Annotated in this window: 2 protein-coding genes; both read right to left on the reverse strand. The window is 74.8% G+C overall.

Going from position 1 to position 22873, the window contains the following annotated elements; genetic code table 11:
• Positions 1–14: 14 nt before the first annotated feature.
• Positions 15–12422 (reverse strand): amino acid adenylation domain-containing protein, encoded by a 12408-nt coding sequence (locus AB0D44_RS09700; RefSeq protein ID WP_362587020.1) that lies wholly within the window; start codon positions 12420–12422, stop codon positions 15–17.
• A gap of 91 nt (positions 12423–12513) precedes the next feature.
• Entirely contained in the window at positions 12514–22785 is a 10272-nt protein-coding gene (locus AB0D44_RS09705; RefSeq protein ID WP_362587023.1) for an amino acid adenylation domain-containing protein, read from the reverse strand.
• Positions 22786–22873 lie beyond the last annotated feature (88 nt).

Here is a 22873-nt window from a genome sequence, read left to right on the forward strand (position 1 = left end):
ACAGGAAGAACCCTTCAGTTGGCACGAGCCCGGCGGGCGATCTGCTCCAGTCCCTGCAGGAACCGGTCGGCCAGACCCTCGACGGTGGCGGTGCGGTGGTGGGCGGGGGAGTGGATCCAGTCGATCCGCAGCTCGCCGTCGACGACGGCCGCCACGATGTCGATCAGGTGCGGACGCGCGAGTCCGGGGGCCCGGTCGCGGCCCAGGGCCTCCAGGTGTCCGCGGACCAGCCCGTCGGGGTCGGCGGCCTGGTCCCACTGGCCCATGTAGTTGAAGCTCACGCGCGGCTGCTCCTGGTCCGCCAGCACCCGGCCGGGGCCGTCCGCGGCGGACAGGTGGCGCAGGGCGCCGTAGCCCAGGCCGCGTCCGGGAACGGCGCGCAGCAGGCGACGTACCGCCTTGAGCGCGGGCGCCCAGTCGCCGGCCGGGACGTCGAGGGTGACGGGGTGGATCGTGGTGAACCAGCCCACCGTGCGGGACAGGTCCACGTCCTCGAACAGCTCCTCGCGGCCGTGGCCCTCCAGCGCGACGGTCACCGCAGCTCCGGCCCAGTCGCCCAGCACCCGCCCCAGCACCGTCAGCAGCACGTCGTTGATCTGGGTGCGGAAGGCCCCCGGCACCCGCTTGAGCAGGTCGTCGGTCGCCTCCCGGCCCAGCCGGAGGGACACCACGGCGCCGCCGCCGTAGGTGTTGGCGCCCCCGCCGTCCTGCGGGACGGCGGGGGAGGCCGCGGCCCGCGTCCAGTACTCCACCTCGTGGTCGAGGCCGCCGGAGCGCACGTGGTCGGCCAGCCGCCCCGCCCACTGCCGGTAACTGCTGGTCCGCGGCCCGAGGTCGGCCGCGGCGCCGCCGGCGAGCTGCCCGTACGCGGTGGCCAGGTCCTCCAGGACCACCCGCCAGGAGACGCCGTCCATCACCAGGTGGTGCACGGCCAGGAACAGCTGCGGCAGCCGCTCTTCGCCCAGACCGAAGTAGACGCCCCGGACCAGGGACCCCGAGGCCAGCGCGAGCTGCTGCTGGGCGGCCAGGGCCGCCGCGTCGGCCGCCCGCTCCCGCGCGGCCGCGTCCGGTTCGCAGGACAGGTCGCACACGGCGAGCACGCCGCGCGGAGCGTCGCCGTACTCCTGCACCCACCCCTCGGGACCGCGGGTGAACCGCAGGCGCAGGGCGTCGTGCTGGGCGATCACCGCGTCCAGGGCCCGGCCGAGCAGTACGGGATCGGTGCCGGGGGCCAGTTCGACCCGTACCGACATCGCGTACTGGTCCGGGGTGACGGCCTCGTGCTGGTCGAAGAACCACCGCTGGATCGGCGTGAGTTCGACGGCGCCGCGCTCCGGTTCGACGGCCGCGGCGGGCGCCGAGCCCGCTGCGGCCACCGCGGCCTGCCCGGCCAGCGAGGCGATGGTCTGGTGCAGGAAGAGCATCCGGGAGGTCAGCTGCACCCCCTCCTGCCGGGCCAGCGAAACGACCTGGATGGACAGGATCGAGTCACCGCCGAGGTGGAAGAAGTTGTCGTGGACGCCGACGCGGTCGACCCCCAGCACCTGGGCCCAGATCCGGGCCAGGGCCTCCTCCACGCCGTTGCGCGGAGCGACGTACTCGGCGCCCGACGGGCCCGCCTGCGCCTCGGGAGCGGGCAGTGCGCGCCGGTCCACCTTCCCCGACGGCGACAGCGGCAGCGCCTCCAGCACCACGAACAGGGCCGGCACCATGTAGTCCGGAAGCGAGGCGGCGAGGTGCTCGCGCAGCTGCGCCGTGGACAGCTCGCCGCCGCCCACCAGGTAGGCGACGAGCCTGCGGTGTCCGTTCTCGTCCTGGTGGACGGTCACCACGGCCTCGCGGATGCCGGCGTGGCCCACCAGCGCCGCCTCGATCTCCCCGGGCTCGATGCGGAAGCCGCGCACCTTTACCTGGTCGTCGCTGCGGCCGAGGTGTTCCAGGGTGCCGTCCGCACGCCAGCGCGCCAGGTCGCCCGAGCGGTACATCCGCTCACCGGGGGCGCCGTACGGGTTGAGCGGGAAACGCTCGGCGGTCAGCTCGGGCCGGTTCAGGTAGCCGCGGGCCAGACCGCCGCCGGCCACGTGGATCTCACCGGGAACCCCCACGGGCACCGGCCTGCCCGAGGCGTCCAGCAGCAGCACCCGGTAGCCGGGCAGCGGCCGGCCGACCGGGATCCGGCCCCCGTCCGCCAGGTGGCCGGCCAGCACTTCCTGGAACGTGACGTGCACGGTGGTCTCGGTGATGCCGTACATGTTCACCAGCCGGGCCCGGCCCGACCCGTACCGGTCGAACCATGCCGTCAGGTGCTTGGGCTCCAGCGGCTCGCCGCCGAACACCACCCAGCGCAGCGCCGGCAGCTGCGCCCGGCCGCGCTCCGCCGCCGTGGCCACCAGCTCGCGGAACATCGACGGCGTCTGGCTGAACACCGTCACGCCCTCCGCCTCGAGCAGCGACCACATCGCCTCCGGACTGCGCGCCGCGTCCCGCGGCACGACCACCGCGCGGCCGCCCGTGACCAGGCACCCCCACAGCTCCCACACCGAGAAGTCGAAGGCGTAGCTGTGGAAGACCGTCCACACGTCCCGCTCGTCGAACCCGTACGCCGGGCGGCAGTTCTCCAGCAGGTGCAGCACCGACCGGTGTTCGACGGCCACGCCCTTGGGACGGCCCGTGGAACCGGAGGTGTAGATCACGTAGGCGAGGTCCGTGCCGGACACCGCGGTCTGCGGCGCCGTCCGCGGGAGCCGGCCGATCGCCGGCCCGTCGCCGTCCAGATCGACCACCACGGCACTCGTCGCCGGCAGCCGCCGCTCCAGGCCGCGGTGGGTGACCAGGATCTTCGTCCCGGAGTCCTGGACCATGTGCGCCAGCCGCTCCGCCGGGTAGGCGGGGTCCAGCGGTACGTAGGCGGCCCCGGACTTCAGGATGCCGAGCATGGCGACGGCCATGTCCACACCGCGCTCGACGGACAGGCCCACCAGCACCCCGGGGCCGGCCCCCAGCGACACCAGGTGGTGCGCGAGCCGGTTCGCCCGTTCGTCCAGCTCCCCGTACGACAGGGCGTCGGGCCCGCACGAGACGGCGGTCGCCGCCGGGTCGGCCGCGGCCCGGGCGGCGACCATCCCGTGCAGCGAACCCAGCGGAGCGGGCACACCGCCCGTGCGGTTCCACTCCCGCACCACCCGCTCGAACTCGCCGGACGCGAGCAGCGGGAGCTCGGCCACGGTCTGCTCCGGGGCCGCGGCGACGCCCGCCAGGACGGCCTTGACGTGCTCGGCGAACCGGCCGACCGTCTCCTCGTCGAACAGCTCGCTGCTGTACTCGACCAGGCCGCGCACCCCGTCGGCGTGCTCCTCGAACTCGACGGTGAGGTCGTACAGGGCGCTGTCGCGCTCCATCTCGAAGCCCGACGTGCGCAGCCCGGCCAGCTCCAGGTGGCTCCCCGGGGTGTTCTGCAGCACGACCATGACCTGGAACAGCGGGGTCCGGCTGGTGTCCCGCTCCTGCTGCACCGCCTCCACCACGCGTTCGAACGGCACCTCCTCGTGGGCGAAGGCCTCCAGCGCCGTCTCCCGGACCTGCCCGAGCAGCTCGCGGAACGGCATCGCGGGGTCGACCTGTGAGCGCAGCACCACGGTGTTCACCAGGAACCCGACGAGGTGCTCCAGCCCCGCGCGGCCGCGGCCCGCCGACGCCGTGCCGACGGCGATGTCCTGCTGTCCGGAGTACCGGGCGAACACCACCTTCAGCGCCGCCGTCAGGGCCATGAACAAGGTGGCCTCCTGCTCCCGCGCCACCTCCTTGACCCCCGCCACCACCTCGGCGGGCACCTCGAAGGTGACGGACCGGCCGCGCGCCGAGCGGACGGCCGGCCGCGGCCGGTCCGTGGGCAGCTCCAGCGGCGCGACCCCGTCCAGCCGGTCGCGCCACCACGCCAGCTGCTCCTCCAGCAGACCGCCGTCCTCCAGCCTGCCGCGCTGCCACGCGGCGAAGTCCGGGTACTGGACCGGGACGTCCGGCAGCTGCGCGGGCACCCCGCGCACCTGCGCCGCGTACAGCTCGCCCAGCTCCCGCGCAACGATCCCCATCGACCAGCCGTCGGTCACGATGTGGTGCATTCCGAGCACCAGCACGTGCCGGTCGTCGGCCATGCGCACCAGCAGCAGGCGCAACAGGGGGCCGTCCGCCAGGTCGAACGGCCGGTCCACCTCGGCGCGCACCAGGGAGCGCAGCCGCTCCTCGCGCTGCTCCTCGGGGACGTCCGACAGGTCGGCCGTGCGCCAGCCCGGTTCCAGGACCTCGTGGACCAGCTGCACCCCGCGGCCGTCGGCCAGGGCGAAGGTGGTGCGCAGGGCCTCGTGCCGGGCGACGAGCAGGCCGGCCGCGGTGCGCAGGGCGTCCGCGTGCAGCTCGCCCGCCAGCCGTACGGCCGCCGTCGAGTGGTACTCGGTGCTGTCCGCGTTGAAGTCCTGCAGGAACCACAGGCGCTGCTGCCCGAACGACATGGGCAGGCCGCCCGCACGGGACACCACCGGGATCGCCGGGCCCTCGGCCCCGGCCGTGCCGCCCGCCCCGTCGGCGTCGTCCGCCGGGACCAGCGCGGCCGCGAGTTCGGCGACCGTCGGGGCGTCGAACAGCAGCCGCGGCGAGACCTGGATGCCCAGCGCCTTGTGCGTACGGGAGACCACCAGGATCGCCAGGATCGAGTTGCCGCCCAGGTCGAAGAAGTTGTCGTGGACGCCGACGCGGGGCGCACCGAGCACCTCGGCCCACAGCGCGGCCAGGGTCTCCTCGGTCCCGGTCCGCGGCGCGACGTACTGCGTCTCCGGCTGCTCGCCCTCGGCGCTCGGGGCGGGCAGCGCCTTGCGGTCCACCTTGCCGTTCGGGGACAGCGGCAGCCGCTCCAGGCGGACGAAGGCGTCGGGCAGCATGTACTCGGGCAGCGAGGCCGACAGGGCGGTGCGCAGCTCGTTCGAGGTCAGCGCGCGGTCCGCGGTGTAGTGGGCGACGAGCCGCCGCACACCGGGGCTGTCCTCCCGTACGGACACCACGACCTGGCCCACCCCGGCCAGCCGGTCCAGCGCGGCCTCGATCTCGCCGAGCTCGATGCGGAACCCGCGGAGCTTGACCTGGTCGTCGGTCCGGCCGATGAACTGGAGCCGGCCGTCCGCCGTGCGGCGCACGAGGTCCCCGGTCCGGTACATGCGCGCCCCGGCCTCCCCGAACGGGCAGGCGACGAACCGCTCGGCCGTCAGCCCGGGCCGGTTCAGGTAGCCCCGGGACAGGACCGGGCCGGCGGCGTACAGCTCGCCCGCCACGCCCACCGGCACCGGACGCAGCTGCGGGTCGAGCACGAACAGCGAGGCGCCCGCGATCGGGCCGCCGATCGAGACGGTCTCGCCGTCCCCGCCTGCGAGGTGGTCGGCGACGGTGATCTGGATGGTCGCCTCGGTGGGCCCGTACTTGTTGGTCAGCGGCACGTCCCAGGCCGAGCGGACGGCGTCGGCCACCGACTTGGGCAGCGGCTCCCCGCCGACGAACAGCCGGCGCAGGGCGCGCGGCCTGCGGTCCAGCGGCAGCGCGCCCAGCAGCGAGGGGACGAACTGCGCGATGGTGATCCCGTACCGGTCCAGGACGTCGGCGAGCTCGAACGGATCCTTGGACACTTCGGTGGAGACCACATGTCCGGTGGCCCCCGAGAGCACCGACAGCATCAGCTCCCAGACCGACACGTCGAAGCTCATCGAGGTCCGCAGCAGCACCTTGTCGCTGGGGTCGACCGGATAGGCCCGATCCAGCCACGGCAACAGGTTCGCGGCGTTCGCGTGGGTCACCATGACGCCCTTGGGGCGGCCGGTCGACCCCGAGGTGTAGATGACGTAGGCCAGGTTCCCGCCCGTGAGCGCCACCCGGGGCGCCGTCACCGGGTGTGCCTCGAGGGCGGGCCGGTCGCCGTCCAGTTCCACCTCGGCGGCCCCCGACACCGGCAGCCGGTCCCGCAGCTCCCGCTGGGTCAGCAGGATGCCCATGCCGGAGTCGCGGACCATGAAGGCGAGGCGCTCGGCCGGATAGGCCGGGTCCAGCGGAACGTAGGTGGCTCCCGCCTTGAGGATGCCGAGCACGCCGAGCACCATCAGCGGGCCGCGCTCGACCGACAGGCCCACCAGCCGGTCCGGGCCGGCGCCCAGGCCGGCCAGGTGGTGCGCGAGCTGGTTCGCCCGCTCGTCCAGCTCCCGGTACGTCAAGGTGCCCTCGGCCCAGGAGACGGCCACGGCATCGGGGGTCCGGGCGGCCCACCGGGCGAACCGCTCGTGGAGGAACTCCCCCTGGCCCGGCTCGGCGCTCGCCGCGTTCCAGCCGCGGACCTCCTGCTCGAACTCCTCGTCGGACAGCATGGGCACGGCCGAGACCGCCCGCTGCGGATCGGCGGCCATGCCGGTCAGCAGGGTCTCCAGGTGGCCCGCCATGCGCTCGACCGTGGTCGCGTCCAGCAGCTCGGGGTCGTAGGCCAGCGAGTAGCCGAACCCGTCGCCCGCGTAGGCGCGCAGGACCAGCGGGAAGTTGGTGGTCTCGACGCTCTCCAGGTTCCGCAGCCGCAGCCCCTGGGCGACCGCCGTCCCGTCGGTCATCGGATAGTTCTCGAAGTTGACCAGGCTCTCGAAGAGCGGGGTGGCGCCCCCCAGCGGGCTCCAGCCCTGCACCCGCGTCAGCGGAACGTACTCGTACTGCGCCGCCTCCACCTGGGCGTCGTGGATCCGCCGGAGCCACTCGGCAACCGGCGCGGAGCCGTCGACCCCGACCCGCACCGGCAGGGTGCCCAGCGTCATGCCGACGATCGAGTCCACGCCCGGCAGATCGGCGGGCCGCCCGGAGACGGTCGCACCGAACAGCACGTCGTCACGGCCCGTGTACCGGGACAGCAGCAGGCCCCAGGCGCCCTGCACCAGCGCGTTCACCGTGATCCGCTGCCGCCGGGCGAAGGCCGTCAGCTCCGCCCCGGCCTGCGCGGAGAGCCGCCGCACCAGCCGGCCGGTGGACCGGGGCTGGTGGCCGGGGGCGGGCCGCCGGTCGAGGGGCAGCGGGGTGGGCTCCTCGAACCCGGCCAGCCGGCCGCGCCAGTACGCCTGTGCCTGCGTCAGGTCCTGGCCCTCCAGCCATTCCACGTACGCGCGGAAGGGCGTGCGGGCCGGCAGGACGGGGGTCCGGCCCGCCGCCAGCGCCTCGTGGGCCACGGAGAGCGCGGAGAGCATCTGGAAGGTGCTCCAGCCGTCCAGCAGCACGTGGTGGGAGCTGCGGACCACCCGCACGCCGGTCTGCGACGTGCGGATCAGGGCGAGCCGGGCCAGCGGAGCCGTGCCCAGGTCCAGCCCCCGGGCCCGGTCCTCGGCGAGGAAGCGCTCCAGCTCCGCACGGTGCTCGTGCTCCGGCAGCTCCCGCCAGTCCAGGTGGGTCACCGGCAGCACGGCGTGCCGGTTGACCACCATCAGCGGCCGGGGCACCCCCTCCCACACGAGCGAGCCGCGCAGCAGCTCCAGGTGGTCGGTGACGTACTGCCAGGCCGCCGCCAGCACCTCGACGTCGTCCACGTCGTCGAAGTCGAAGACCATCTGGTCGAAGTAGCCGGGGCCGCCGGGGTCGGCCAGGGTGTGGAAGAGCATCCCGGCCTGCGTCGGCGTCAGCGGGTAGACGTCCGCCACCGTGCGCCCGTCCCCGGCGATCCGGTCCACGGCGGCCTGGTCGAGGCCGGCCAGCGGGAAGTCGGAGGGGGTGGCGCCGCCGCTGCCCTCGGCCAGGCAGTGCGCGATGATCTCGCGCAGGGCCGTCAGGAACTCCCCGGCGAGCCGCTCGACGGTGGCCCGGTCGAAGACCTCACCGGAGTACGTCCAAGTGACGCCGAGCCGGCCGTCGTCGATCAGGCCGATGACGTCCAGCAGATACGGGCGCGGCTCCTCGGGGGCGTGGTCGAGACCCGAGGCGGCCACCCGCCCGCGGACCAGCCCGCCCCCGTCGGTCGTCCCGTGGAACTGGCCGAGGTAGTTGAAACTGATCTCCGGGAGCCGGTCGTCCCGCAGCGCGTGGCCGGGGCTGCCCGGCCGGGACAGGAAGCGCAGCGCGTCGTAGCCCAGGCCCCTTCCGGGGACCGCGCGCAGCTGCTCCTTCACCGACTTCAGGGCCTCGCCCCAGCCGGCGCCGTCGCCCGGCAGGGTGAGGGCGACCGGGAAGTGCGTGGTGAACCAGCCGACCGTACGGGAGAGGTCGAGGTGGTCGAAGAGCTCCTCGCGGCCGTGGCCCTCCAGGCCGACCACCACGCGGTCCCGGCCGGTCCAGCGGGCCATGGTCCGGCCCAGCGCCGCCATGAGCACGTCGTTGATCTGCGTGCGGTAGGAGGCGGGCACCCGGTGCAGCAGGGCCTCGGTCTCCTCCCGCCCGAGCAGCACCTCGACGGTCCGCTCGTGGGCGGTGGTGTTGGCCCCGTTGCGGTCGGTGGGCAGGGCGGGGGCGCCGTTCGGGTCCACCGCCCGCCAGTACGCGATCTCGGAGTCGAGACCGCCGGACCGCACGAGCTCGGCCAGCTGCCCGGACCACTGCCGGTAGCTGCTGGTCTTCGGGCCCAGGTCCACCGTCTTGCCCTCGGCGAGCCGGCCGTACGCGGCAGCCAGGTCGGCCAGCAGCACCCGCCAGGACACCCCGTCGACCACCAGGTGGTGGACGGCCAGCAGCAGCTGCGGCGCCCGGTCCGCGCCGGAGTCGAAGAACACGCCCCGCACCAGGGAGCCGGCGGCCAGGTCGTGGGACCGCTGGGCCGCCAGCGCGGCCCCGTGCATCACCGTGCGGCGCGAGGGCTCGTCCAGCCCGGTCAGGTCGCAGACGTCGAGCAGGCGGCCGGCGCCCGGGGCCGCGCCGCCGTACTCCTGGACCCATTCCCCGCCCTCGCGGCGGAACCGCATCCGCAGGGCGTCGTGGTGCGCGACGACGGCCTCCAGGGCGCGCCCCAGCAGCCCGCGGTCGGTGTCCGGGGCCAGCTCCACCTGCACCGACATCGCGTAGTGCTCCGGGGCCACGGTGTGCGCCGAGAAGAACCACCGCTGGATCGGGGTGAGTTCGGCCGCCCCCGGGCCCGTGTCCGGGGCGGCGGTGGACGGGTCCGCATCCTTGGTCACCACCGCGGCCAGCGCGGCGATGGTCTGGTGCACGAAGAGCTGCTTGGACGTGAGCCGGAAGCCGGCCTGGCGGACCCGGGAGACGACCTGGATCGACAGGATCGAATCGCCGCCGAGGTCGAAGAAGTTGTCGTGGATGCCGACCCGCTCCACACCGAGCGCCGCGGCCCAGGCGGCGGCCAGCACCTCCTCGGTCCCGTCGCGCGGGGCGGCGTACTCGGCGTCCGGCGCGGCGTCCTGCACCCCCGGCTCGGGCAGCGCCCGGCGGTCGACCTTGCCGCTCGGCGTCAGCGGCAGCCGCTCCAGCCTGACGAACGCCGCAGGCACCATGTAGTCGGGCAGCAGGCCGCCGAGGTGGCCGCGCAGGTCCGCCGGGGCCGGTTCCCCGCCGGTCACGAGATAGGCGACGAGCCTGCGCCGCCCGGAGGCCTCCTCCCGGGCGACGACGACCGCCTCCTCGACGGCCGGGTGCGACCGGACGGCCCTCTCCACCTCGCCGAGCTCCACCCGGAAGCCGCGGATCTTGACCTGGTCGTCGGCCCGGCCGAGGAACTCCAGGTCGCCGCCGGGCAGCCGGCGGGCCCGGTCGCCCGTGCGGTAGAGGCGGTCGCCCGCCACGAACGGGCTCGGCCGGAACCGCTCGGCGGTCTGCTCCTCGTTGCCGTGGTAGCCGCGGCCCACGCCCGCGCCGCCGATCCAGATCTCACCGGGCACCCCGACCGGCACCACCCGCATCCCCGCGTCCAGCACGTAGACGCGGGTGTTCGGCAGCGGCCGGCCGACCGGTACGAAGACCCCGTCGCCCAGCGAGTCCGGCCGGGGCAGGAACACCGTCGAGTCGATGGTGGCCTCGGTGCCGCCGTAGGCGTTGACGACCAGCGTGCCGGGATCGATCCGGCGCAGCAGCTCCCGGCAGTCCTCGACCCGCCAGCCCTCGGAGCCCACCGAGATCAGCCGCAGCGGGGGGAACGCGCTGCCCTGGCGGGCGCATTCGGCCAGCACGGCGTTCAGCAGGGACGGGACGATCTCCAGCCCGGTGGCGCCGGTCCGCTCGATCAGGGCGAGCAGCGCGGGCGGGTCGGTGGTCACGTCCCGGGAGGCGATGATCAGGGCGCCACCGAACGGCAGCGAGCGGATGAGGTCGGCGAAGAACAGGTCGACGGAGATGCTGGACACGGACAGGAAGCGCAGTCCCAGGTGGGACAGTCCGTACTGCTCGTCCCAGGCCGCGCAGATGTGCGTCGCGTTGCGGTGCTCGATCGCCACGCCCTTGGGGCGGCCCGTCGAGCCCGAGGTGTAGATGACGTAGGCCAGGTCCGAGGGGGAGACGGGGGCGTCGGGTGCGGTGGCGGGGGCCGCGGCGATCGTGTCGCGGTCGGCCGTCAGGTCGACGAGGGAGGCGCCGGACTCCGGGAGCCGTCCGCGGACCGCCTCCTCGGTGACCACCAGGGCCGCCCCCGAGTCGTGCAGCATGTGCGCGAGGCGGTCGGCGGGATAGTCCGGGTCGAGCGGCACGTACGCCGCCCCCGCCTTGAGGACGCCCAGCACGCCGACCGCCATGGCGGTGCCGCGCGGCACGCACAGGCCGACCGGCGTGCCCGCTCCCGCCCCCCGGTCCCGCAGGACGTGGGCCAGCCGGTTGGCGCGCTCGTCCAGTTCGCGATAGCTGAGGGTCGCGTCGTCGGCGAGGACGGCCACGGCGTCGGGGGTGCGGGCCGCCTGGGCGGCCACCCGCTCGTGGATCGGCGCCGGATCCCCGCCGTCGTGCTCCGTCGCGTTCCACTCCTCGACCGCCTGGCGGTACTCGCCGTCCGTCAGCATCGGCAGTTCCGCGAGGGCCCGGCCGGGGTCCGCGGCGGCCGAGGCCAGCAGGGTGGTCAGATGGCCGGCCAGCCGGGCGGCCGTCTCCTCGTCGAAGAGTTCGGTGCTGTACTCGATCAGGCCGAGCAGCGCGCCCTCGCGCGCCTCGAACTCCACGGTGAGGTCGCACAGCGAGGCGTCCCGGTCCAGCGGGTACGGCGCCGCGGCGACACCGGGGAAGGCGACCGAGCCGGCCGGGGTGTTGTGCAGCACCACCATCGCCTGGACCAGCGGGGTACGGCTGGGGTCGCGCTCCGGAGCGAGGGCCTCCACCAGCCGGTCGAAGGGCACGTCCTCGTGGGCGAAGGCGTCCAGGACGGTCTCCTTGACCTGGCCGAGGAGCTCGTCGAAGGTCATCTCCGGCGCCACCCGGGAACGCAGCACCACCGTGTTGACCAGGAAGCCGACCAGGTGCTCCAGCTCCTCCTCGCGGCGGCCGGAGGAGGAGGTGCCCAGCGCGATGTCCTCCTGGCCCGACCAGCGGGCCAGGACCGTGCCCACCGCCGCGGTCAGCACCATGAACAGCGTCGCGCCGCGCGAACGGGCCAGTTCCGCCACCGCGTCGAGCGTCGCTCCCGGCACCTCGAACCGCAGCGCCGCACCGGCCGAGGACCGTACGGCCGGCCGCGGCCGGTCGGTGGGCAGCTCCAGCGGGGCGAGCCCCGCCAGCCGCTCCCGCCACCAGGCGAGCTCCTCGGCGAGCAGCTCCCCGCTCTCGAGCCGGCCGCGCTGCCAGGCGGCGAAGTCCGGGTACTGCAGCGGTACGTCGGCCAGCCGCGCGGGGCGGCCCTCGACCCGGGCCGCGTACAGCTCGCCCCATTCGCGGGCGGCGATCCCCATGGACCAGCCGTCGGTCACGATGTGGTGCATCCCCAGCACGCACACGTGCTCGGTGCCGGACAGCCGCACCAGGAGCACCCGTACCAGCGGGCCGCCCTCGAGGTCGTACGGGCGGCCCATCTCGTCCCGCACCCGTTCGCGCACCTGCGCCTCGCGGTCGGCCGGGCCGGTGTCCGACACGTCCACGAAGGCCCACTCGGGAACCAGGCCGGGGCGCAGGATCTGCACGCCGGCGCCGTCGGCCAGGCCGAAGGTGGTGTGCAGGGCCTCGTGCCGGGCCATCAGGTCGCCCACCGCCGCACGCAGCGCTCCGGCGTCCAGCGGGCCGGTCAGGCGCAGCGCCTGCGCCAGGTGGTAGTCGGCGCCGCCCGGGGCGAAGTCCTCCATGAACCACAGGCGTTGCTGCCCGTAGGACATGGGGAGGGTCTCGGAGCGCGGGACGCGGGGAACCGCGAGGCCGCTCGGGGCCGGGGAGCGGCCGGCCAGACGCTCGGCGAGGGCCGCGCGCAGATGGTCGGGGAGCGCGGCGATCCGGTTCTCGCGCGAAGACGGCGTGTTCATGGAGTCTCCTAGAGGACGTGGGCGCCGGGGCGCGCCACGGAGCGTGTGCTCGGGTGGGGAAGGGGCGGGGCGGCGAGGCGAGGGCCCCGCGTCACGGAGCGGCGTCGCCGCCCTCCAGCTCCGCGAGGATCCGGTCCTCGATCTCGTGCGCGGTCTCGGCGACCGTCGGCCGGTCGAACAGGGTCCTGGGTGAAAGGTCGGTCAGGAAGGCGGCGTTGATGCGCGAGGCCATCCGCACCGCCAGGAGCGAATCGCCGCCGGAGGCGAAGAAGTCGTCGTGCACGCCGACGGGTTCGACGCCGAGCAGCTCCTGCCAGATCCGCACCAGCGCCTCCTCGGTCGCCGTGCGCGGGGCTGCGTACGCCCTCCCGCCGGCGACCCGGCCCTGCGGGGCCGGCAGGGCCCCCCGGTCCACCTTGCCGCTCGGTGTCAGCGGCAGCTCGTCCAGCGGGAGGAACACGGCGGGCACCATGAACTCCGGCAGGAGCGCCAGCAGATGGGCGCGCAGTTCCGCCGGGTCGGGATCGCTCCACCCGGGCGCCACGACGTGGCCGACCAGGAAGGTGCGGTCGTCGTCCGCATGGGCGGTGACCGCCGCGTCCGCGATCCGCGGGTGCGTGACGAGTGCGGCCTCGATCTCGCCGGTCTCGATCCGGAAGCCGCGGATCTTGACCTGCCCGTCCGCGCGCCCCAGGTACACCAGTGCGCCGTCGGCCCGCCACCGCGCGAGGTCACCCGAGCGGTAGGCGCGTTCCCCGGGCCCGCCGAAGGGGTGCGCGGGGAACCGCTCCCCGGTCAGCTCCGGCCGGCCCAGGTAGCCGCGGGCCAGACCCGCACCGGCGATGTACAGCTCGCCCGTGACCCCGACCGGCACCGGCCGGCCCGCGGGATCGAGCAGCAGGACCTGGTAGCCCGGCAGGGGCCGTCCCACGGGCATGGGGCCGCCGTCCGCCACGTCCCGGGCCGTGATCTCCTGGCGCGTCACGTACACCGTGGCCTCGGTCGGGCCGTACATGTTCACCAGCCGGGCCGGCCCGCCGCCGAACCGGTCGAACCACGTGTTCAGGTGCTTGGGCTCCAGCGCCTCGCCCGCCAGGATCACCCAGCGCAGGTCCGGCAGGCCGGGGCTGCCGGCCGCGGCCGCGCTCTCCACCAGGGCGCGGAACATGGAGGGGGTCTGGCACAGCACCGTGACCCCCTCCTCGCGCAGGAGCGCCCAGGCGGCCTCGGGCTGCCGGGCCCAGTCCGGGTCGACGAGCACCAGGCGGCCGCCCGAGGACAGGCAGCCCCACATCTCCCACACGGAGACGTCGAAGGCGTAGCTGTGGAAGGCGCTCCACACGTCGTGCTCGCCGAATCCGTAGGCCGGCCGGGTGTTCTCGAGCAGGTTCAGCACCGAACGGTGCTCGACCGCCACGCCCTTGGGCCGTCCCGTCGAGCCCGAGGTGTAGATGACGTACGCGAGGTCCTCGCCGGACACCGCGACCTCGGGGGCGGACGCCGGACGCACGGCCAGGGCCGCCCGGTCGCCGTGCAGATCGACCACGGTCACGCCCTCCGGGGCCGCCCCGGAGGGACCGCTGCCGTCGGCGACCAGGATTCCCGCACCCGAGTCGCGCAGCATGAACGCGAGCCGCTCCGCCGGATACGCCGGGTCCAGCGGCACGTACGCCGCACCCGACTTCATGATGCCGAGGAGCCCCGTCACGAGCTCGATGCCGCGCCCGGCCGACAGCCCCACCGTCCTGCCCGGACCCGCTCCCAGGGAGACGAGGTGGTGGGCGAGCCGGTTGGCCTCCTCGTCCAGCTCCCGGTAGGTCAGCGACCGGCCGCGGGCCGAGACCGCCACCGCGTCCGGGGTGGCGGCCGCCTGCCGGCCGATCCGCTCGTGCAGGCAGCCGTCCGCAACGGCGGGCCGCTCGGGCGCGCTCCAGGTGCGCACCACCCGCTCGAACTCGCCCTCGTCGAGCATCGGCACGTCGGCGACGGTCCGCCCGGACGTGCCGCCCTCCTCGGCGAGCCCGGCCAGCAGGGCGGTGAAGTGCCCCGCCAGGTGCCGGATGGTGGCCCCGTCGAACAGAGCGGGGTCGTAGGCCAGCGTGAAGGCGAACGCCTCGTCGGTGTAGGCCAGCAGGTTCAGCGGGAAGCTGGTGATGTCCATGCCCTCCAGCCCCTTGAGCACCAGGCCGCTGTCCCCGGTGGGCCGGTCCTCCCTGGGATAGTTCTCGAAGACGACCAGGCTCTCGAACAGGCTGGTGCCGGGGGCGGCATCGCTCCAGCCCCTGATCCGCGGCAGCGCCACGTAGTCGTACTGGCGCGCCTCCACCTGCTCGCGCTGGAGCCGGTCCAGCCACTCGGCCACCGGCGCCCCGCCGTCGACGTCCACCCGCACCGGCAGCGTGTTGATCAGCATGCCCGCGATCGAGTCCGCACCGGGCAGGTCCGCGGGCCGGCCCGAGACGGTCGCGCCGAAGACCACGTCGCGCTCACCGGAGTACCGGGACAGCAGCAGGGCCCAGGCCGCCTGGACCAGCGTGTTGACGGTCAGCCGGCGGCTGCGGGCGAAGGCGAACAGCTCCTCGGACGCGGCAGGGGACAGGCGGGTCGCGAGCCGCCCGGTGGAGCGTGCCGAGTGGCTCGCCCGCGGGCTGCGGTCGTACGGCAGCGCCGTCGGCCCGGCGGCCCCGGCCAGCCGCTCGCGCCAGTAGGACTCCGCCTGCGCCGGGTCCTGCCGCTCCAGCCACTCGACGTACGAGCGGAACGGCTGCCGGACGGGCGCCGCCGCGGCCGCCCCGCCCGCTGCGAGCGCACCGTAGGCGCTGTGCGTCTGGCTCAGGACGGAGAAGGCGCTCCAGCCGTCGAGCAGCAGGTGGTGGAAGGAGCACACCACGCGCACCGAGCTGTCCGTGAGCCGGATCAGCACCAGCCGCATCAGCGGGGCCGCCGACAGGTCCAGCCCGCGGTCCCGCTCCGCGGCGAGGAGGCCCGCGAGCGCCCGCTCCTGTTCCCCCTCGGTCCGCCCGCGCCAGTCCAGCCGCTCCACGGGCAGCGCGGCACGGCGCCGCACCACCATCAGGGGCCGCTCCACGCCCTCCCAGACCACGTGGGCGCGCAGCACGCCCAGCTGGTCGGCGGTCTGCTGCCAGGCCGCGGCCAGCAGGCCGGGGTCGCCGACCCCTTCGAGCACGTAGGTCATCTGCTCGAAGTAGGTGGGGGAGGCCGGGTCGGCGAGGGTGTGGAACAGCATGCCGGCCTGCATCGGGGTCAGCGGGTGGATGTCCTCCACGTCCCGGCCGTCGCCCGCGATCCGGTCCACGGCGGCCTGGTCGAGGCCGGCCAGCGGGAAGTCGGAGGGAGTGGCGCCGCCGCTGCCCTCGGCCAGGCAGTGCGCGATGATCCCGCGCAGGGCCGTCAGGAACTCCCCGGCGAGCCGCTCGACCGTTTCGGCGGTGTGGTTGCCGGGGGAGTGGATCCAGTCGATCCGCAGCTCGCCGTCACCGACCGCGGCCACGATGTCGATCAGGTGCGGGCGGGACAGGGCGTCGGCCTGGTCCCGGCCCGGTGCGGGCAGCCGCTTGCGGATCAGCCCGTCCGTGCTGGTCGAACCGTCCCACTGCCCCAGGTAGTTGAAGCTGATCGCCGGCCCGGCGGCCCCGTCGGCCCCGTCGGCGAGGAGGCCGGAGCCCTCCGGAACCAGATGGCGCAGCGCCCCGTGTCCCAGACCGCGGTGCGGGATGGCGCGGACGCCCTCCTTCACGGACTTCAGGCCGCTGCCCCAGTCCTCGCCGGGCACGTCGAGGCAGACCGGGAAGGCGGTGGTGAACCAGCCCACGGTGCGGGACAGGTCGATGTCCTCGAACAGGTCCTCCCGCCCGTGCCCCTCCAGCGCGATGGTGACCGGCGCACCGGCCCACCGGTGCAGGACGCGGCCCAGCGCCGTCAGCAGCACGTCGTTGATCTGGGTGCGGTAGGCGGACGGCACCTGGTGCAGCAGCGCCTTCGTCTCGGCCCTGCCGAGCACGGTGCAGATGCTCGAGGAGGAGCCGAACGTGTTCGGCGCCGTCCCGTCGCGCGGCACGGCGGCGCCCGCCGGAACGCCGTTCCAGTACGGCAGTTCGGCCGCGAAGCCGCCCCCGCGGGCGTGCTCGGCCAGCCGCCGGGCCCACTGCTGGTAGCTGCTGGTCCGGACGGCCGGCTCGATGGGACGGCCCTGTGCGAGCCGGGCGTAGGCGGCCGTGAGGTCCTCGAGGAGCACGCGCCAGGAGACGCCGTCCATGACGAGGTGGTGCGCGGTGAGGAACAGGCGCGGCAGCCGTCCCGCGCCCAGCCGGAAGAACACGCCCTTCAGCAGGCGACCGGTGCCGAGGTCCAGCGAGCGCTGCACGGCGAGCGCGGCCTCGTCGAGGGCAGCGCCCTGCTCGGACTCCTCGAGGCCGGACAGGTCCCGCACGGTGAGCAGGGCCGTCGCGGCCGGCTCGCCGTACTCCTGGACCCACGCGCCGTCCTCGCGCGTCAGCCGCATGCGCAGGGCGTCGTGCCGGCCGGCCGCGGCGGACAGTGCCCGCTCCAGCAGGGCCGGGTCCGTGTCAAAGGCCAGCTCCAGCTGGACCGACATGGTGTAGTGGTCGGGGCCCTCGGGGTAATCCTCGAAGAACCGCCGCTGGATCGGGGTGAGTTCGACCCGCCCGGAGACCTCGGCGGGCTCGCTGCGGCCGTCGGTGACCACACCGGTGGCCGGGGCCAGGGTGGCGATGGTCTGGTGGACGAACAGCAGCTTCGAGGTCAGCTGCAGACCCGCCTGCCGGGCCCGCGAGACCACCTGGAGCGAGAGGATCGAGTCGCCGCCCAGGTCGAAGAAGTTGTCGCGGACCCCGACCCGCTCGACCCCGAGCACCTCGGACCACAGGGCGGCCAGGATCTCCTCGGTCGCGCCGGAGGGTGCCGCGTAGGCCGGACCGCCCGGCCGCGCGGCGGCGCCCTCCGGCTCCGGCAGGCGCCCGCGGTCCACCTTGCCGTTCGCGGTGAGCGGCAGCCGGTCCAGGGGCACGAACACCGAAGGCGCCATGTACTCGGGCAGCGAGGCGGCGAGGTGGGCGCGCAGCTCACCGGCGGGCACCTCCTGCCCGGACACGAGGTACGCCACCAGACGGCGGTGTCCCGAGTCCCCCTCGTACGGGACGACGACGGCGTCCGTCACGGCGGGGTGCTTCTTCAGCGCGTTCTCGACCTCCCCGAGTTCGATGCGGAACCCGCGGATCTTGACCTGGCCGTCGGCCCGGCCGAGGAACTCCACCGCGCCGTCCGACCGCCGGCGGGCGAGGTCGCCCGACCGGTACATCCGGGAGCCGGGGGCCCCGTACGGGTCGGCGACGAACTGCGCCGCGGTCAGGCCGGCCCGGCCGAGGTAGCCGCGGGCCAGGCCGGGACCGGCGATGTAGAGCTCTCCCGGCACACCGGCCGGGGCCGGCTCCAGGGCCGGCGTCAGCACGTACACCCGGGTGTTGCCGATCGGCGTGCCGATGGGCACCGGCGCGGCCGTGTCGAGGTCCGCGCCCAGCGCGTGCACCGTGGTGAGCGAGGTCGCCTCCGTCGGCCCGTAGCCGTTGAACAGCCGCAGGCGCGGATGGGCCGCCAGGACCCGGGCGCAGTGCTCGGCGGAGACCGTGTCGCCGCCGGCGATGACCTGGCGCAGCCCGCGCAGCGCCTGCACGTCGTCGTCGACGACTTGGTGGAACAGGCCTGCCGCGATGGCCAGATGGGTCACCCCGTGCTCCTCCAGGAACGCCCCCAGCTCGCTGCCGGTCGGCGCGGCCGGCGGATGCACGGCCAGTCGCGCACCGTGCAGCAGCGCCGCCCACACCTCGAGCGTCGAGGCGTCGAAGGACAGCGAGGCGAACTGGGCGACCGCGTCCCCCGGCCCGACGTCCAGGAAGCCGGACTCGCGGACCAGGCGCACCACCGACCGGTGCGAGGTCATGACCCCCTTGGGGTGTCCGGTGGAACCGGACGTGTAGATCACGTAGGCGAGCCGGTCCGGGGAGAGCGCCACCTCGGGCGCCGTGTCCGGGAACCCGGCGGCCTCGCCCCGCGGACCGTCCACGGTGAGCACGCCGACGGCCGCGCCCGGAAGCCGGTCGCGCAGTCCCTCCCGAGTGACGAGCAGCCGGACACCGGCGTCCCGGACCATGTACGCGAGGCGCTGCTCCGGGTACCCGGGGTCCAGCGGGACGTACGCCGCCCCGGCCTTCAGCACGGCCAGCAGGGCCACCACGGCCTGAGCTCCCCGCTCCAGGCACAGCCCCACCAGCACCTCGGGGCCCGCGCCCGCGTCGGCCAGCCGGTGGGCGAGCCGGTTGGCGCGCGCGTCGAGCTCGCCGTAGGTCAGCCGCTCCGGGCCGTACACGAGGGCCACGGCGTCCGGCCGCTCGGCCGCGACGGCGGCGAACAGCTCCGGCAGGGAGGCCTCGGGCAGCGGGCGGTAAGTGTCGTTCCAGCCGTGGACGGCCTGTTCGAACTCGGCGCGGGTCAGCATCGGGAGGTCCGCCACGGACCGGCCGGGGTCCTCGCCGGCCGCGTCGAGGAGCACGGTGAGGTGCCCGGCGAGCCGGGCGACCGTCGCCTCGTCGAACAGGGCCGTGCTGTAGATGATCCGGCCGGCGACGCGCGCACCGTCCTCGGTGAACTCCAGGGTCAGGTCGAAGGGCGCGGCATGGTGCTCCACCGGCTGGGGGGAGACCTGGAGGCCGGGCATCCGCACCTCGCCCCTGGGGGCGTTCTGCAGGACCACCATCGTCTGGATCAGCGGGGTGCGGCCGGCGTCCCGCTCCGGCTGTACCACCTCCACCAGCCGCTCGAAGGGCAGGTCCTCGTGCGCGAACGCGTCGAGCACGGTCTCCTTGACCCGGTCGAGCAGCGCCCCGAAGGACGCCGCCGGGTCCACCCGCGAGCGCAGGACGACCGTGTTCACCAGGAAGCCGACGAGCTGCTCGAGATCACGGTGGCCGCGCCCGGAGGTCGCCGTGCCCACGGCGATGTCCTCCTGGCCGCAGTGCCGGGCGAAGACGGCCTTGACCGCGGCGGTGAGCACCATGAACAGGGTGGCGCTCCGCTCCCCGGCCAGGGCCCTCGCCCGGGCGACCGTCCCGGGCGCCAGCTCGAACAGGAACTCGGCGCCCGCCGTCGACCGCACGACCGGCCGGGGCCGGTCGGTGGGCAGCTCCAGCGGGGTGAGCCCCGCCAGCCGCTCCCGCCACCAGTCGGCCTGCCGCCCCACGACGCCGCTGTCCTCGATCCGGCCGCGCTGCCAGGCGGCGAAGTCGGCGTACTGCACGGGAGGTTCGGCCAGGTCGGCCCGCTCCCCGCGCACCCGGGCCGCGTACAGCTCGCCCAGTTCCCGTGACACCACCCCGGTGGACCAGCCGTCGGTGACGATGTGATGGATCCCCACGGCCAGGACGTGCTCCTCGGCCGACAGCCGTGCGAGCAGGACACGGACCAGCGGCCCGCTGCGCAGGTCGTACGGCCGGGCGTGCTCGGCGCGCACCAGCTCCCGCAGCCGGTCCTCGCGCAGCCCGTCGGCGACGCCGGACAGGTCGGCGGTGTTCCACCGGGGTGCGAGCGAGGCGTGGACCACCTGCACGCCCTGGCCGCCGACCACCCCGAAGGTGGTGCGCAGCGCCTCGTGGCGGTCGGTCAGGTCGGTGACGGCGGCGCGCATCGCCTCCGCGTCGATCCGCCCGGTCAGGCGCAGCCCGAAGGTGGTGTGGTACTCGGCGCTGCCGGGGTCGAAGTTCTCCAGGAACCACAGCCGCCGCTGCCCGTACGACATGGGCAGCAGGCCCTCGCGCGAGACCCGGGGAATGGAGACCTCCGCTCCCTGCTCGGCGGAGTCCACCGAGGCGGCGAGCGCGGCCACCGTGGGGGTGTCGAAGAGCACCCGCAGCGACAGCGTGATGCCCAGCGCCTCCCGCAGCCGGGCCGCGGCCCGCACGGAGAGGATCGAGTTGCCGCCCAGGGCGAAGAAGTCGTCGTGGACACCCACCTGATCGAGGTCGAGCACCTCGGCCCAGACGCCGGCGATGGTCTCCTCCACGGCGTTGCGCGGGGCGACGTACGCGCCGTCGGTGCCCTGTGCCGGACCGGGGGCGGGCAGCGCGCGGCGGTCGACCTTGCCGTTGGGGGTCAGCGGGAGGGAGTCGAGGACCACGACCGCCGAGGGGACCATGTACTCCGGCAGCCGCTCCGCCAGGTAGGCGCGCAGGGTCTCCGCGGCCAGCGGCGCCCGGCCGGAGGGCACCGCGTACGCCAGCAGGTTGGTGTTGTGCGTGATCACGACGGCCTGCGCCACGTCCGGCCGCCGGGCCAGCGCACTCTCGATCTCGCCGAGTTCGACGCGGAAGCCCCGCACCTTGACCTGGTCGTCCGCCCGGCCCAGGTACTCCAGGGTGCCGTCGCCCTTCCAGCGGGCCACGTCGCCGGTGCGGTACATGCGGCTGCCCGGTGCGCCGAAGGGGTCGGCGACGAAGCGCTCGGAGGTCAGTCCGGGGCGGCCGTGGTAGCCGCGCGCCAGTCCCGTCCCGGCGATGTAGAGCTCGCCGCGGACCCCGGCCGGCACGGGCCGCAGCGCACTGTCGAGCACGTGGATCCGGGTGTTGGCGATCGGGGCGCCGATCGGCGGCACGGCCGCGCCGCCGAGCGGGCCGCTCATCGTCGCGCACACGGTGCTCTCGGTGGGCCCGTACGCGTTGATCATCCGGCGGCCGGCGGACCAGCGCTCCACCAGGGCCCCCGTACTGGCCTCTCCGGCGACGACCAGGGTGGCGCCCTCGGGCAGACCGCGGCCTTCGGGCAGGACGGCCACGGTGGTGGGGGTCAGCGTGGCGTGCGTGACGCCGTGTTTGCGGGTGTAGGCGGCCAGCGGCTCGCCCGGCTGCAGCGCCTCCTCGGAGCCCATGACGAGCGCGGCCCCCGTGAGCACGCCCATGCAGATCTCCCAGAACGCCGCGTCGAAGCTGGCGGAGGCGAACTGCAGGACGCGGCTGTCCGGGGTGACGCCGAGGTGCGCGGCCTGCACGGCGGCCAGGTTGCCGATCCCCGCGTGCGAGACGAGGACGCCCTTGGGCCGTCCGGTGGAGCCCGAGGTGTAGATGACGTAGGCGAGGTCGTGCGGGGCGGGCGAGGTCTCGGGCGCGGTGTGCGGCCACTGCTCCAGCGCGGCGCGGTCGCGGTCCAGGTCGACCAGGACGGCGTCGGTCTGCGGGAGCCTGCCGACGAGGTGCTCCTGCGTCACGATCAGCGCGACCCCGGAGTCGCGGAGCATGTAACCCAGCCGCTCGGAGGGGTAGTTGGCGTCGAGGGGCACGTAGGCGGCGCCCGCCTTCATGATCCCGAGCAGCCCGGTGACCATCCTGGCGCTGCGCTCCACGCACAGGCCCACCAGCACGTCGCGGCCGGCGCCGCGGGCGGTCAGGTGGTGGGCGAGGCGGTTGGCCCGCTCGTCCAGTTCGCGGTACGTCAGCGAACCGTATTCGTCGATCACCGCCACGGCATCGGGGCGCGCCGCCACCTGGGCGGCGAAGAGCTCCGGGAAGGTGCCGGCGGGGACCTCGAGCGCGGTGGCGTTCCACTCGCGGGCCATCCGGTCGAACTCGGCGTCCGTGAGCAGCGGGAGGGTGGCGACGGCCTGCCCGGGGTCGGCGGCCGCGCCCGCCAGCAGCCGGTCGAGGTGGCCGCCCAGCCGGGCGGCCGTCGCGGCGTCGAACAGGGCCGTGCTGTAGTGGACGCGGCCCGAGAGCACCTCGCCCGCCTCGGTGAACTCCAGCGCGAGGTCGAGCGGGTCGTACGGCGCCCCGTGCGGGGTGTCCGCGCCCCGCAGGACGACCATGGTCTGGATGAAGGGGGTCACGCTGGTGTCCTGCTCCGGGGCCAGGGCCTCCACCAGCCGGCCGAAGGGCAGCCCGTCGTGGTCCAGGGCGTCCCGCACGGTCCGCCCCGCCCGGTCCACCAGCCGCACGAAGGGCTCCTGCGCGTCGACGGGGGCGCGCAGCACCACGGTGTGCCCGGTGCGCGGTGAGACCGTGCCGACCGCGACGTCCTCCTGACCGGAGTAGCGCGCGAACAGCGCCCACGCGGCGGCCGTCAGCACCTCCAGCAGGCCGGTGCCGGTGCGCTCGGCGAGCGCGCGCAGGGCGGCTGTCGTGTCCGAGGGGACCGTGAACGCGTGCGTGGACGTCGCGGTCGACCGGACGACGGGCCGCTGGCGGTCCAGTGCCAGGTCGAGCGGGGTGAGCCCGTCCAGCCGGTTCCGCCAGAACTCCACGTGCTCGGGCAGGGGCCGGCCAACCGGTGCAGCGGCGCGAGTCAAGCTGTGCCTCCATGAGGGACTGACCTCCGCGCCGGAGCCCGCGGCCGGTGGCCGCACGGGACGGGGGAAGTCGGAAGAAGAAGGGGAC

The sequence above is a fragment of the Streptomyces sp. NPDC048349 genome, assembly GCF_040651925.1.
GTDB lineage: Bacteria > Actinomycetota > Actinomycetes > Streptomycetales > Streptomycetaceae > Streptomyces.